We start from the raw sequence: 15056 nt of genomic DNA on the forward strand, positions 1-15056 counted from the left end.
TGTTAAGAACTTAGTTTTATAAAAAAGTACTTGTATATAGCGTCAGCGAAGACTGATTTCCCTATCACAGAGCATAGATACCTCTACAAATAGAAGGTGATGGAACGACCAACTATTGACTATATGAGCGCAACTTTAATCAGATAAGTAATATTGAACCGTCGATACCACTCGTACTTTCTTAATGTAAGGCGTGTTGCTGTCTCGGTCATAAATCGAGAACTGCCCTTGAGTTGCACGTTTGATCTTACCCAGTGAACTCTGTGAGTCTTTCGCAAATTTCTCAGCCACTTCACGCGCATTCTTAGTCGCTTCTTCGATCATGTCTGGCTTCACATCATTCAGCTTAGTAAAGCTGTACTCAACACGATTTGCATAAGGATCTTGGTTAAGCAAAACGCCTTGCTTTCCTAGCTCACCTATTTCATTGATTGCCGCTCGAACAACATCAACACTCTGGCTATAAACCGTAACGGTTCGCGAGGCCAAATAACGATACTCAATGTCTTGCTCGCTCCCATATTGCTGTGCTTTTCTGTCAATGACCGCTGGGGAAGAAAGGGAAACGCTGGTTTCAGGAAGCCCTTTGGCACTTAGAAAGTCCAAAATCAAACGGGTTTGCTGGTCAATTTCATCAAACATGGCTCCCATATCATTACTCGCTAGAGTAAATTGAATCGGCCAAATCACCGTATCAGCAGGATACTCACGCTCCGACAAACCTTTTACTGTCACGACTCTTTCATAGGCTCGGTATTTCACCGCCGTCTGCTGCATAAAATAGCCAAGTATGCCAAGACCAAGTATCAAACTTAGCCCAATCCAAAGTGCTGCTTTATTGGAAACTCGTTCCATTATTTCCCCCTGATAAATATCAACTTAGCTTAATCTTTGTTCTAGATAAGATAGCCTATCTCTTGTTTTAAGAGGGAGACATAACGCGAGTTTTGATTCATAGCACAGTGATATACCGTTTTCTTTAGTCAATAAAGCTTCATTGGTTTGTCACCAAAGGCTCATGCTTTTGCCTCTGAATTGTCATCTGTAATTTCTACTATCCAATCAGCAACTTGTACGCTGAGGTAAATATGGATAGTTCGACCCCTTTTCGTCTCCCACGTAAAACGCCGTTTGGCATTGGTGAAAACGTTGCTGAATGGGCAACCGGTTTAAACCAACTTGATAAGTTCTACGCCCAACGCCCCGTTAATGCCGATACCAAAACTTTTCTCCGCTTCACGCTGGATGTCTTAGGTATCGACTATCGTATTGCTCATGGTTCACTCGATTCAGTTCCCAAACAAGGTGCTACCGTCATTGTGGCGAACCATCCGCTTGGTTGTGTGGAAGGCGTGATCTTGGCTGAATTACTGTTGATGGTCAGAGACGATATCCAAATCCTAGCCAATCAATACCTGAAAACCGTGCCGGAGTTAGATCAGCTCTTCATTGGTGTCGATGTATTTGAAGGCAAAGACGCCGTCAAATCGAATATGAAAGCCCTGAGAGCGGCCAATAAACACCTCGCAAGTGGCGGCTTATTGCTTGTCTTTCCTGCCGGCGAGGTTTCCCAGTTAGTCGATGCCAAACAGCAACGCTTGGAAGACAAAGCGTGGAGTCGAAGCGTAAGCAGCCTAATCCGAAAAAACAAAGCAACAACAGTTCCAGTGTTCATCAGTGGTCAGAACTCGAAACGCTTCTATATGGCAGGGAAAATCCATCCACTTTTGCGTACCCTACTGCTTGGTCGAGAGTTGCTAAACAAACATGCGCAAACCATTGATTTATCTTTTGGCCAAGTGATCAAATTCAAAGAGATCAACACACTTAACGATGATCAAGTGGTGAACTATTTGCGGCTCAACACTTACTTGCTCAATCGTGAAACCCATTCAGTGAAGCCTTCTTCTTCATCAGAAATGCTCTCTCCAATAGCGGCAGGGTTACCCGTAGGCGAATTGCTTGAAGAGCTGAACAACTTACCAAAAGAGTCCAAGCTGCTAACAAGTGGTGAGTTCGATGTTTACTGCACGGAGTCGCAGAACATCCCTTCCCTACTGCATGAAATTGGTCGCCTACGTGAGCTCAATTTTCGACAGGTTGGCGAAGGGACAGGACTAGCAATAGACATTGACCATTTCGATCATGATTACCTGCATCTGTTTGTGTGGGACAGAGAAAACCAATGCTTGGTGGGCGCGTATCGTTTAGGTCTAGTTGATCAACTGATTGAAAAGCGCGGCGTAGCAGGTCTGTATTCACGAACGTTGTTTAACTATGACCAACGCTTTATAGACCAAATGGGTAAATCCATCGAAATGGGGCGCTCAGTGATTGCACAGCAATATCAGAAGAGCATGAGCGCGCTACTGTTGCTGTGGAAAGGCATCGCAACCTTCGTTCATCAAAATCCTGATTACACTCACCTATTTGGTCCGGTAAGCATTAGCAACGATTATAGCGATACTGCACGTCAATTACTGGCTCAATCAATGACACTGCACCACTACGACAACAACTGTGCAGAATACGTCACGCCTTCTAACCCACTTCCTGAGCACCACCGTGACTGGAATACCAGCATGCTCACCGCTCTGGGTGATTTACAGCTATTGTCACGTGTCATTGCCAGAATCGATGAAGGGAAAGGAGTGCCCGTTTTGCTGCGTCAGTACTTAAGCCTCAATGGCAAGCTGGTATGCTTCAACATCGACCCTGCATTCAATAACGCTCTAGATGGATTGATTATGGTGGATTTGCGCGATGTTCAAGAAAAGACGTTGGCAAGGTATATGGGACGCGAGCAAGCTCATGACTACCTCGTCTATCATACTAATAGCAACGATGATTAAGAACAGTGATTAAATAGAGAGTTGGGAATCACAAGAAGAACCGTGTGGCGACTCTCTTTATTTACCCTTTCATTAACTAATTAGGCGTGCTCCGTGAAGTGCGCCGAAAAGACTCTTGTAGATACAATCTATCGAAAGATCTAGATAGCATTTATCTCGCCAATTCCGTCACAAACTTTCACAAAAAACAAAAACAGATCCAAGTCACACTTTAAATTCACCACAACTCAACACAAAACGTGACATTGATCATCACAAGTATTTAATTCGAATTTCAAAAAAAATTAAAAGTGATCAAAGTCACAAGGTATTTTAATTTTAAATTTGCCAGAAGATCGGATTGATCACTAAGATTTTTATTGACAGATTTGAAAGTGGCTTTTTGTTATTAAGTTACAAGTTAATAAGTTGAACTTGGTCACTTAAAAACCGTTTCTCAGCCTAAGAAATGCGGGCGTAGATCACAAAAAACCCGTTGTCAGTTCCAATTGGAAAATGTGTGGTAAATTGATTGGGTACTAAGCAATCAAACAAACGGTTTTGGCGAACCGTTTACTACAACAAGATTCATCAGAACATCGAACGGGGAATTGTTATGATATCACCAGATGCCAAGATCAAGATACAAAATTTTGGTCGTTTTCTGTCAAACATGGTAATGCCAAACATCGGCGCGTTTATCGCGTGGGGCTTTATCACTGCTCTATTTATCCCAACTGGATGGCTACCAAACGAAACGTTAGCCTCTATGGTTGGCCCAATGATTACCTACTTGCTGCCACTACTTATCGGTTACACCGGTGGTAAATTAGTTGGTGGCGATCGTGGTGCGGTAGTCGGTGCAATCACAACAATGGGTGTGATTGTCGGCACAGACATCCCAATGTTTATGGGTGCAATGATGGTCGGCCCAATGGGCGGCTGGGCTATCAAGAAATTCGATAACTACATCGATGGTAAAGTAAAAAGTGGCTTCGAGATGTTGGTTAACAACTTCTCTGCGGGCATCATCGGCATGCTATGTGCGATCCTTGCTTTCATCTTTATCGGTCCATTCGTAAAAATTCTTTCTGGTGGCTTGGCGGCTGGCGTTAACTTCCTAGTTTCTGCTCACCTACTACCACTGACTTCAATCTTCGTTGAACCTGCGAAGATCCTGTTCCTAAACAATGCGATCAACCACGGTATTTTCTCTCCACTGGGTATCCAACAAGCGTCTGAAACAGGTCAATCGATCTTCTTCCTAATCGAAGCAAACCCAGGTCCTGGTCTAGGTATCCTGCTAGCTTACATGGTGTTTGGTAAAGGTACGGCTCGTCAAACGGCAGGTGGTGCATCAATCATCCACTTCTTCGGCGGTATCCACGAGATTTACTTCCCATACATCCTAATGAACCCTCGCCTAATCCTTGCGGCTATCGCAGGTGGTATGACTGGCGTATTCGTTCTAACTATCTTTAACGCAGGTATCGTTTCTCCAGCATCACCAGGTTCAATCTTTGCAATCTTGTTGATGACTCAGAAAGGCTCAATCGTTGGTGTTCTAGCGTCTATCGCAGCAGCAACAGGTGTGTCATTCGCCGTAGCAGCACTACTAATGAAGACACAAACGTCCACAGAAGAAGACGGTGATGAAGCAGCACTAGAAAAAGCAACATCACAAATGAAAGACATGAAATCTGCATCTAAAAACGATGCGGTGGTAAACAGCCAAAGCAAAGGTGACGTAGACCTAGCGACAGTACAAAGCATCATTGTCGCTTGTGATGCGGGCATGGGCTCGAGTGCAATGGGCGCGAGCATGCTACGCAAAAAGGTTCAAGACGCAGGTCTGAAAATCCACGTAACCAACCTTGCCATTAACAGCTTACCAGAGAGTGCAGATATCGTGATTACTCATAAAGACTTAACGGATCGTGCACGTAAGCATGCTCCAAACGCACACCACATTTCATTGACTAACTTCCTAGACAGCGAGATGTACAACCAGCTAGTCACCAAACTACTAGCAGCGCAAAACCAATCCGCAGCCAATGACGACCAAATGGTAAAAGTTTCGCTCGTGGCAGCAAACGACGACAACTTCGAGCCACAGCAAACGTCGGTGTTCCAAATCCAGCGTGAAAACATTCACCTAGGTTTGAAAGCTGCCAACAAAGAAGAAGCGATTCGCTTCGCGGGCAACAAGTTGGTCGAACTTGGCTACGCAGAACCAGAATACGTAGACGCGATGTTTGAGCGTGAAGCATTGGTTCCAACTTACCTAGGCGAATCTATCGCAGTGCCTCACGGCACGGTAGAAGCGAAAGACCGCGTGAAGAAAACCGGCATTGTAATCTGCCAATACCCATCGGGTATCCAATTTACTGAAGACGACGATGATGTAGCGAAACTGGTTATCGGCATTGCCGCTAAGAACGATGAGCACATCCAGGTGATTACCACCATTACGAACGCGCTCGATGAGCCGGAGGCAATTGAGAAGCTAACCAGCACCAACGATGTGGAAGAGATTCTAAACATCCTTGGCGGTCAACAAGCGGCTTAATTACCCCTTTAATTTGCTCCTGAGGCAAATGAGGTCAGCTGTCACCCCCTATGCGGTTGGCCTCCCCCTAGTTTCGTAAGTCAACATTTTAGACATTGGTAGGTAAGAATTATGAAAAACGCAGTTCATTTTGGCGCAGGTAACATTGGTCGTGGCTTCATCGGAAAACTCTTAGCAGATGCAGAAGTCGAGGTCACATTTGCAGACGTTGACGCTCCACTCGTCGACCAACTGAGTCACAAGCAAGAATACAAAGTAAAAGTGGTCGGTACTGAGTGCCAAATCGACACAGTAACTCACGTCACCGCGGTAAACTCAGCCAGTGAAGATGTCATTGACCGCATTGTAAAAACTGACTTGGTCACAACAGCGGTTGGCCCTAACGTACTGGACATCATTGCAAAAACCATCGCTACCGGCATTGCTAAGCGCTTTGCAGCAGGTAACGATAAGCCATTGAACATCATCGCGTGTGAAAACATGGTTCGTGGCACCACACACCTAAAAGGTGAAGTGTACAAACACTTGGATGAATCATTGCACGCGAAAGCAGACGAATTGGTTGGCTTTGTCGATTCAGCGGTAGACCGCATCGTGCCACCAGCAGAAGCAGCGAACGATGACCCACTAGAAGTGACGGTAGAGAGCTTTAGCGAATGGATTGTGGATGAGCAGCAATTCAAGGGCGAAATCCCTGACATAGCTGGCATGGAAAGAACCAACAACCTAATGGCATTCGTAGAACGCAAGCTATTCACTCTCAATACAGGCCACTGCATTACCGCTTACCTAGGTTGCTTGAAAGGCCATCACACCATTCGTGAAGCAATTGAAGACCCAAGCATTCACGCTGAAGTAAAACAGGCGATGCAAGAGAGTGGTGAAGTGCTGATCAAACGTTACGGCTTCGACCGTGACATGCACAACGCCTACATCGAGAAGATTTTAGGACGCTTTGCCAACCCATACTTAGTGGATGAGGTGGATCGCGTAGGTCGTCAACCAATTCGAAAATTGGGTGCAAACGATAGATTAGTGAAGCCTTTACTCGGTACAATTGAGTATGGCACTGAAAATCAAACACTTTTGAAAGGCATTGCCGCTGCGTTGAAGTACACTAACGACACTGACCCACAAGCCGTAGAGCTACAAAACTCATTAAAAGAAGTGGGAGTGAAGAAGACGCTAGCGACATACACAGGTCTTGCAGAAGACAGCGATGAAGTGGCTCAAATCGAGACACTTTACAACCAACTTTGATTTACCTAGGGGAGCTCGGCTCCCCTTCTATGTCCTTCTCTGCTTGAAGAGTTGGGATAGCTAATAATTAGAAATGTATTCAGTATATGGCAGATAACATCAACGAAACCGAGATCATTGAGCGATTAAACAGCGCACCATCGGTACGAGGCTTTTTCATTGCAGCAGTCGACGTTTTTAACGATTCGATCGACGGGTTAGTGCAAAGAATCTTTCGTAAAGATAACTTCGCTGTTCAATCGGTTGTCGGTCCGCTGCTACAAGACTCTGGACCGCTGGGCGATCTGTCTGTTCGTTTGAAGTTATTGTTTGGCTTGGGAGTGCTCCCCGATGACATTTACCACGACATCGAAGACATCATCAAACTCAAAAACCAACTCAATAGTGACGCTTCAGATTACGAATTCACTGACCCGAATATTCTAGAACCAATTAAGAAACTGCACTTGGTGAAGAAAATGGGCATGGTACAACTGGAAGTCAGCGAACCAGATGACGACATCGACCTTGAGTTTTATCAGCTACAACTGCAACGTCAACAACAAATCATTAAGTCAGGGCTCTCACTTGCCATTGTCGAGATTTGCAATGAGCTCGGCAAAGACAGCCCTTTTTAATCGAAAAACTGGCACGGAAGCCTCCTCAACTCGCCCCTCTTTTTGCACATTCTTCTATACAACGTGCGTGAAAGCCATCACAGTCCATATTCCGATGTCTCTGTAACATCAGACCAATCTATCGCTAGTATTGAAACGGTATCGCATGCTTTCAATCGAAGACACTAAAACTAAGTGGGAGTTTTTCCAGAAACACCACTGGGTATCTCCAGAATTTTCCCGCACTCCCGTCCTCGAGTCGTGGGAGCGTTGCATAAAGCAATGCAGCCCTTACACCTGGTCAAAACCACATATTGCCTCTGGATTTACCTTCTCATCTCTAATGAAGCGCAACGAACATCTCATCGAATGCGCCACGACCGTACTTGAAGATACGTACGATATGCTTGGTGACGAAGACCTGGTATTGATGGTAACCGATGGCAACGGCTGTATTCTCTCCACCGTCGGGCACGACTCTATGCGACAAGAGATGCAAGCGCTCGGCATAAAACAAGGCTGTTTTCTCTCCGAAGGAAAGATAGGCACAAATGCAGTCAATCTCTGTATCAACACTCATATCCCGTGTGAAGTTTTTGCTGCCGAACATTTCAATCGCCACTTGCACTCTTATGCCTCTGTAGCGGCGCCTGTTTTCGACCAATTTGGCAAATTACGCGGTACAACATGCCTTTTCAGAAAAGCGGAAAGCTATAAGAAAGAAGACTTAGTCATCATCGCGTCGAGCGCGAAAGAAGTCAGCTTGCAAATCCACATTCAGTCGGAACAAGAAAACATGAACCGCCTTACTTGTGCGCACAACGCAACGTTAGAATGCATGGATGACGGCCTTCTGGCCTGGGATGAAGAAAGCCGTATAACCATGGTAAATCACCAGTCCGAGCGCTTGTTAAACATTGAAGCCAGTCAGGTCTTGGATAAAGAAGTCTTTTCTGTTTTGCGCTTCCCACCGAATGTCCTTACTAGTATTGAGTCAGGTGCGAGCATAAACCGTAAACTCACAACGGTAGAGGTTCGTGGCGAGTTTGTTGAGGCGATCATCACCTTGCGTCCACTCAACGACGGCACACACTTATTGTTCTTGCACCCTATCGATAAAATTCGCGAACTTGCTCAACAACAAATAGGTGGCAGTGCGCGCTATACGTTCAGCACTTTGCCCGTCATTTCACGAAAAATGAAGCATGTCATTACCGTGGCAAAACGGGCCATAAAGTCCAAATCACCGATTCTAATTACGGGTGAAGAAGGTGTAGGAAAAGCCACTCTCGCCATGGCGATTCATAACGAAAGCACCTACAAAGAAGGGCCGTTCATTACGCTCAACTGCCGCTCCATCAATACAGAGCAACTGGTCAAAGAAACCCTAGGCTACGACGAAGGGCAAGGCATGCCTTCTAAGTTTGAACTCGCCCATGGCGGTACGCTCTTTTTAGAGAAGGTGGAATATCTGTCGCCCGATTTACAAGCCGTGTTACTTAAGTTGTTAAAAACTGGGCTCGTCAGCCGCAGCGACAGTTTGCGATTGATCCCCGTAGACTTTCAACTTATTACGAGCACCGCTTCAGAGATCAGCGAGTATGTCACTCAGCGCTCATTTGGTCGGCAACTTTATTATGAAATCTCCTCGAACGAGCTGCATATTCCGCCACTACGAAAGCGTAAAGAAGACATTGAATTTCTCGTCCAGCAGCTTATCAGCCATTATGAACGCCGCCACAATGTGACGATCTCGATAGAGCCAGTCGCACTGGAAGCGTTGATGAATTTTCGTTGGTCAGGCAACAACTCTGAATTAAGAAACCGAACTGAGCGAATTTTGCTGAACCGCAGTTCCAACTTAATCAAGCTGAACGATATTCCTGAAGACATTAAACTGAATTCTCGCCATACCGCAGAAAATACGCCAGTAATCACGTTAGAAGAAGCCGAGAGAAGAGCTATCGTTCAGGCTTGGAATCAGTGTGATGGCAAAATGCATGATATGGCGAAAGCATTGCAAATTGGCCGCACGACCTTATGGAGAAAAATTAATAAGTTTGGGCTGCAGGAGCAAATGAAGCTGTATTAAGTCGTGAATTGGCGTTCCTATAACAAAAGTAAAACCGGCGTAAGCACGCCGGTACAGATGTACTAACGATAAGGTATCGATTAAACATCGACAGACAACTGACGAATCTGCGCTTTTAGTCCCGGGAGCATACTCGAACTGGCGCTGAATTTTCGCAACCCCACGCGAAGCAATGTTTCTGTGGCATTTGGATCGCTAGCCATCTCACCACACATACTAACCGGTATGCCCGCGCGATCGCCTGCTGCACACGTGAGCTCAATGGCTTTTAGTACCGATGGTTCAAAGTAGTTCACCAATTCAGCAACAGCGGCGTTACCTCGATCGGCGGCCATAACATATTGAGTCAAATCATTGGTGCCGATAGAGAAAAAGTCGACTTCTTGTGCTAACGCATCAGCATTCAACACCGCGGCTGGTACTTCAATCATAATACCGACAGGTAAATGAGTCGCATCCAAGCCAAGTTGGTTTGCTTGATGTGCCAACAGCGCTTTTACTTTTCTCACTTCTTCAACCTGGGCCACCATCGGTATCATCAATTGAATATTCGGTTGCTCGTGAAAGGCTCTCAGAATGGCTCGAAGTTGGGCGGTAAACAATGACTCATGTTGAAGGCACAACCGCACCCCTCTCAAACCTAAAAATGGATTATCTTCCGATGGCATAGGATAAGCGGCTAAAGGCTTGTCACCGCCAACATCTAAACTTCTAATCGTAAGTGGCTTATCACCAAGTGCGGCGGCAATATCACGATAGACTTGATATTGCGCTTCCTCAGTTGGCAACTCATCACTGTTTTGAAATAGAAACTCAGTCCGAAATAGACCAATGCCCTCAGCTCCTGATGTTAGTGCATCATCAATATCTTTCGGTCCACCAATATTGGCGAATACTGGAATATGGACACCATCACAGGTGACTGCGGCTTGCTGAGCACTCGCTAATGCACTTTGTCGGGTGCTTTGCCACTCAATTTGTTGCGCTTCTAATTCCTGTTGTATGGCATCTGAAGGAGAGAACCATAAATGCCCTCGAAAGCCATCAATAGTCACCACTTGCCCAGCACGCACAGCATCAAGACAACCCTGAGCTTTAACGATGGCAGGAATCCCCATCGCACGAGCAAGAATCGCACTGTGAGAGGTTTTTCCTCCTTCACTCAAACAGATACCAAGCACTTTAGATTTATCAAGCCCGGCCACATCAGAAGGCATAAGGTCACGGGCCAACAAAATACTCGGTTCCTGAATGTCGATGGCATTAGGCGTTACGCCTGTCATTTCGACCATAACTTGGCGTGCTATATCATGCACATCTGCTTCGCGTTCCCGCATGTACTGACTTTCTGCCTGGCGAAACTCTTTGGCCAACGTTTGCAGTGATTCTACCCAAGCTTGCTCGGCTATCATGCCCGTTTGAATTCGCGACTCGACCGATGCCCATAATTCTGGGTCACTGAGCATCATGCTATGAGCGGAAAATATTTCCCCTTTCGGCTGCTTCGCTTGCTCCTGCAAATGTTGAACAACCACGCCTATCGCACGCTTAACCCGTTCAATTTCATCTTGTTCACTTTGGAAATCACGTTCAGGCACTGCTGGCATTTCATGAGTAAAAAGGACAGCAGGAGCAGTAGCGATACCGTCATTGACTCTAATACCAACAACAGCACCTTCAATCTGATTTGAGGTCATGCCATCGAGCAGAGTATCCGAGCTTTCTTCAGGTTCGATAATGCCTTGCTCAACCGCCTCTTTTTCTCCGAAGTGCTCACTAGCTAAGGCTTCAAATGCCTTGATTGCTTCACTGGATTGAGGTCCAAGTGCGCATAAGGTGATCGTCTCTTGACTACGAACGCCAAGTTTCGCAATGCTGTTCAAGCTTTTCGCGTTCACACGGCGCTCGCCTTTTTTCAACCATAATTGGCAGTCGAAAGGCGCGAGTGCACCAACAATGGCCGCAGCGGGACGAGCATGTAATCCATGCGGATTTTGCACTACCCAATCAAATGTCCGTTCTTGCTCAAAGTTCTCTGATACTGGCGCTATCTCAGCGGATGTTAGTGGCTGATCACCAAGATGCTCTCGTTTTACGCTTAACGCATTCTGTGCCTCTTCGACTACCGTCGATAAAGGTAGCCCGGCAGCAGCAGCCACCGACGCCGCCATGGTCCCTTCAACAATAGGTGCCGAGATAAGGGTGACATTTTCCCTCACATGATCATCAACCAGATCCAGAGCCATTTCCGTGCTAAGCAACGCGCTGCCAAGATCCATCAACACAACAACCCCTTGTTGATCTTGTACCTGCTCAATCGCTTCCATCACGGCAATGGCATCGGTTCCGATCGGGTTCTCTGGATCATCAATCCCAGCAGCAATCGCAAGCTTGGCTTTGCCTTGCGTCATTTGGGTGGCAAGTTCTGCCACCCCTTCTGCAAGTCGACGACTATGAGATACAACTACAATTCCCACCATCTTAATTACCTGCTATTGCCTGCTGTAGTGCTTTAATCATTAACAGAGAAGAGGTTGCACCGGGGTCTTGATGGCCAATACTACGTTCACCTAAATAGCTTGCTCGCCCTTTTTTCGCCAACATTTCAATCGTGGCAACCGCGCTCGTTTCTGCTAGCTCAACCATTTCATTCAGTAAGTGATCGGCGCTCATGCCATTTTCTAACGACGCCTTCACGCTAACTAAAACGGGTAACCAAACATCACACATGGTTTTATCACCCAGTTCCGCTTTACCACGAGACACTACGCCATCCACACCGCTTTTTAGTGCATCCACTAACTCTTCAAATGTTAATTGCTCTCGAGTTCCGACAGCGGCAGCCGTGCGAATAAACAGCGTGCCATACAGCGGACCACTTGCCCCACCAACACTAGAAAGTAAGGTCATGCCCGTATTCTTGAGAATGCTGCCGATATTTTGGTCCGCAAATTGCGGCAGTTTTTCAGCAACTTTTTTAAAGCCACGGTTCATATTGAGACCGTGGTCTGCGTCACCAATATCACGATCAAGGTCGGTCAGAAAATCTTGATTCTCTTGATACGTTTTTGCACATAACTCTAGCCAGTGAACGATATGTTGTTTTTCAATTTGCATGTTTGCTCCCCCCTCTTACCACTTGATCGCGGCCGTATCGACAGGAGCATCAAACAGCTCCAACATCTCTTTGTCTGCCTTCAGAAACGTAATCGAAACGCCTTCCATATCGAGTGACGTACAGAAGTTACCGACCATATTCCGCACGATACGGAACCCCGCTTGCTCGCAGTTATGAGCAAGACGGCGGTACACTCCGTAAAGCTCTGAAGTTGGCGTACCACCCATACCATTCACCATCACGATGTAGTCGTGCTCAGCGGCGAAAGGCTCAATGCTGGATTCCACTTCATCCCATTCACCTTCGTCACGATTCCAAATACGCAATGTGCGCTGATAAGGCGTGTTTTCAGCAACTTCAGCAAACATCTCATCCACTAACGTATCGGCGTCGGTGTATTTCACTCGCTTGATACCTGGTTCACCATGGATACCAACACCAAACTCCACTTCATCATCTTCCAGAACAAAAGATGGTTTACCTGCTGCGGGTACAACACAAGCATTAAGCGCCACGCCAAATGAACGACAGTGATTATTCACGCGACGAGCCAGCGCTTCACATTGCTCCAACGAATAACCTTTGCTCGCGGCAGCCCCAACTAACTTTTCAACCAATACCGTTCCAGCAACGCCACGGCGACCAGCGGTGTATAGGCTGTCTTTGACTGCAACATCGTCATCCACCAACACCGACCCAACTTTGATACCATCGGTATGAAGCAGCTCCACAGCCGTTTCAAAGTTCAACACATCACCGGTGTAGTTTTTAATGATAAACAGCACGCCCTCACCGGTATTCACTTGGTTGCCACATTCGTACATTTGATCAGGCGTAGGTGAAGTAAATACCTCTCCTGGGCAGGCGCCTGTCAGCATGCCTTTACCAATAAAACCTGCGTGCAAAGGTTCATGACCACAGCCACCACCAGAAACCAGTGCCACTTGCCCCGGCGTTTCCTCATGCCACATGTAACGAGGTTCGTAGTTCGCTTTTAGCTCAGGGCGGGACAATGCTAGGCCTTCCATTTGCTGCAATACAACATCATCGACTTGGTTAATTAACTTTTTCATCGTTCTATCTCATTCCATTTATATTTTTATGTAGGGTATGAATTCATCTTAAACAGAGAAAAAACGTGCTCAACAAAAATCAATCTGTTTCATATTGAAACAACGACTTCGGTATTTTCGTTTCAATATGAAACGAAAAACGACAGATTCGCTTGAATAGTGATCGGCGCCATAAAGCATGCTGATGCTTATTACTTCTGACAGTCGGTTTGACACAGAGGTCATAAAAGCATGGAACAAAACCAGAGATATCCTTCACCACCTACCACACCAAACCTAATATAAACCTTATCCCTACAATGGATATTCATTGCAGTCCAAAACACACATAAAAAAGGTTAAAGGTTTGAATTATGGACAAAATTATTATCAGCCCAAGCAAATACGTCCAAGGTGAACAAGTACTTACATCTATCGCTCACTATGTGAAAACATTAGGTGAACGTCCGTTAGTAATTGCCGATGAGTTCGTGACTAACCTGGTTGGTGATGACGTCAAACAAAGCTTTGCTGACGAAAAGCTTCCACTCACTATGAACATTTTTGGTGGCGAATGTTCGCGCGTTGAGATTGAACGCATCACGGACATTTGTGCCACTCAGAAACACGATGTCATTGTCGGTATTGGTGGTGGTAAAACGTTAGATACAGCAAAGGCTGTTGCGTTTTACACAAAAATTCCTGTCGTGGTGGTTCCTACGATTGCCTCGACAGATGCACCAACCTCAGCGCTTGCGGTGATATACACACCTGAAGGTGAATTTGCAGAATATTTGATGATCCCTAAAAACCCAGACATGGTCATCATGGATACGTCAGTCATCGCCAAAGCCCCTGTTCGCTTACTTGTATCGGGGATGGGCGACGCGCTTTCCACCTACTTTGAAGCTCGTGCCAACATGACTTCTGGTAAGGCAACAATGGCTGGTGGGTTAGCGACGCGTTCAGCACAAGCGCTTGCGAAACTTTGCTATGAAACCTTGCTTGAAGATGGTGTAAAAGCAAAAGCTGCGGTAGAAAATGGTGTGAGCACCAAAGCGGTAGAAAACATTATTGAAGCCAATACATACCTAAGCGGTATCGGTTTTGAAAGCAGTGGTCTAGCGGGTGCTCACGCTATTCATAACGGCCTAACTAAGCTTGAAGAGTGTCATCATCTCTATCATGGTGAGAAAGTCGCGTTCGGCACACTAGTTCAGCTGGTACTAGAAAACGCAGCGATGGAAGAGATTAATACGGTTCTTGCATTCTGCCGCTCTGTAGGTCTACCAACCAACTTATTTGATATGGGCGTTAAAGAGCTTAACCACGCTAAGTTGCGCGAGGTCGCCGAAGCCTCAACGGCCGAGGGAGAAACCATCCACAATATGCCATTCCCAGTGACGGCAGAAAATGTCTACTCTGCAATTCTAACCGCTCACCAGTTGGGTCAATAACTCACCCCCTTAAAGTGGGCTTAAATAAAAAAGCGGCACATACTCTCGCATGTGCCGCTTGGATTTTTGCTGTTAAGCGTA

General features: G+C 46.1%; 10 protein-coding genes. 6 read left to right on the forward strand and 4 right to left on the reverse strand.

What is annotated here, in order from left to right; genetic code table 11:
* Positions 1-135: 135 nt before the first annotated feature.
* Positions 136-855 carry an SIMPL domain-containing protein gene (locus R7Z77_RS11295; RefSeq protein ID WP_005379714.1) on the reverse strand — a complete coding sequence of 240 codons (720 nt, stop codon included), beginning with the start codon at positions 853-855 and terminating at the stop codon, positions 136-138.
* Between the two features lie 233 nt (positions 856-1088).
* On the opposite strand from R7Z77_RS11295, the gene R7Z77_RS11300 reads away from it, so the two are divergent.
* The 5 genes from R7Z77_RS11300 (at position 1089) to dhaR (ending at position 9348) form a co-directional block, all read left to right on the forward strand.
* Positions 1089-2852, forward strand: coding sequence for a lysophospholipid acyltransferase family protein (locus tag R7Z77_RS11300; protein WP_064377418.1), 1764 nt, complete (start codon positions 1089-1091; stop codon positions 2850-2852).
* 595 nt (positions 2853-3447) lie between these two features.
* Positions 3448-5400: a PTS mannitol transporter subunit IICBA gene (locus R7Z77_RS11305; RefSeq protein ID WP_318136663.1), complete on the forward strand. Its 1953-nt coding sequence runs from the start codon at positions 3448-3450 to the stop codon at positions 5398-5400.
* Between the two features lie 111 nt (positions 5401-5511).
* Positions 5512-6660: a mannitol-1-phosphate 5-dehydrogenase gene (locus tag R7Z77_RS11310; protein ID WP_149192008.1), complete on the forward strand. Its 1149-nt coding sequence runs from the start codon at positions 5512-5514 to the stop codon at positions 6658-6660.
* Between the two features lie 86 nt (positions 6661-6746).
* The gene (locus R7Z77_RS11315) at positions 6747-7277 is read left to right on the forward strand and encodes an MltR family transcriptional regulator (protein WP_005379708.1); all 531 of its coding nucleotides are present in this window, start codon (positions 6747-6749) and stop codon (positions 7275-7277) included.
* A gap of 145 nt (positions 7278-7422) precedes the next feature.
* The gene (gene dhaR, locus R7Z77_RS11320; RefSeq protein WP_025768380.1) at positions 7423-9348 is read left to right on the forward strand and encodes a dihydroxyacetone kinase operon transcriptional regulator DhaR; all 1926 of its coding nucleotides are present in this window, start codon (positions 7423-7425) and stop codon (positions 9346-9348) included.
* Positions 9349-9428: 80 nt separating this feature from the next.
* Here the strand turns inward: dhaR and ptsP are convergent, their stop codons facing one another.
* Genes ptsP through dhaK form a run of 3 tightly spaced genes read right to left on the reverse strand, consistent with a single transcriptional unit; the run spans position 9429 to position 13539 of the window.
* Complete coding sequence (gene ptsP, locus R7Z77_RS11325) at positions 9429-11828, reverse strand: phosphoenolpyruvate--protein phosphotransferase (protein ID WP_205390705.1); 2400 nt, start codon at positions 11826-11828, stop codon at positions 9429-9431.
* A 1-nt stretch (position 11829) separates the two neighbouring features.
* Entirely contained in the window at positions 11830-12465 is a 636-nt protein-coding gene (dhaL, locus tag R7Z77_RS11330) for a dihydroxyacetone kinase subunit DhaL (RefSeq protein ID WP_053304323.1), read from the reverse strand.
* 15 nt (positions 12466-12480) lie between these two features.
* Positions 12481-13539: a dihydroxyacetone kinase subunit DhaK gene (gene dhaK, locus R7Z77_RS11335; protein ID WP_047101950.1), complete on the reverse strand. Its 1059-nt coding sequence runs from the start codon at positions 13537-13539 to the stop codon at positions 12481-12483.
* A 353-nt stretch (positions 13540-13892) separates the two neighbouring features.
* Between dhaK and R7Z77_RS11340 the strand changes: the two genes are divergently transcribed.
* Entirely contained in the window at positions 13893-14975 is a 1083-nt protein-coding gene (locus tag R7Z77_RS11340; protein WP_005379703.1) for a glycerol dehydrogenase, read from the forward strand.
* Positions 14976-15056: the final 81 nt, after the last annotated feature.

Source organism: Vibrio sp. 1401, from assembly GCF_033340295.1.

Excerpts from the sequence above, each read along its gene's own strand:
- R7Z77_RS11295 (WP_005379714.1), bottom strand. The coding sequence starts at position 855 with ATGGAACGAGTTTCCAATAAAGCAGCACTTTGGATTGGGCTAAGTTTG.
- R7Z77_RS11300 (WP_064377418.1), top strand. The coding sequence starts at position 1,089 with ATGGATAGTTCGACCCCTTTTCGTCTCCCACGTAAAACGCCGTTTGGC.
- R7Z77_RS11305 (WP_318136663.1), top strand. The coding sequence starts at position 3,448 with ATGATATCACCAGATGCCAAGATCAAGATACAAAATTTTGGTCGTTTT.
- R7Z77_RS11310 (WP_149192008.1), top strand. The coding sequence starts at position 5,512 with ATGAAAAACGCAGTTCATTTTGGCGCAGGTAACATTGGTCGTGGCTTC.
- R7Z77_RS11315 (WP_005379708.1), top strand. The coding sequence starts at position 6,747 with ATGGCAGATAACATCAACGAAACCGAGATCATTGAGCGATTAAACAGC.
- dhaR (WP_025768380.1), top strand. The coding sequence starts at position 7,423 with ATGCTTTCAATCGAAGACACTAAAACTAAGTGGGAGTTTTTCCAGAAA.
- ptsP (WP_205390705.1), bottom strand. The coding sequence starts at position 11,828 with ATGGTGGGAATTGTAGTTGTATCTCATAGTCGTCGACTTGCAGAAGGG.
- dhaL (WP_053304323.1), bottom strand. The coding sequence starts at position 12,465 with ATGCAAATTGAAAAACAACATATCGTTCACTGGCTAGAGTTATGTGCA.
- dhaK (WP_047101950.1), bottom strand. The coding sequence starts at position 13,539 with ATGAAAAAGTTAATTAACCAAGTCGATGATGTTGTATTGCAGCAAATG.
- R7Z77_RS11340 (WP_005379703.1), top strand. The coding sequence starts at position 13,893 with ATGGACAAAATTATTATCAGCCCAAGCAAATACGTCCAAGGTGAACAA.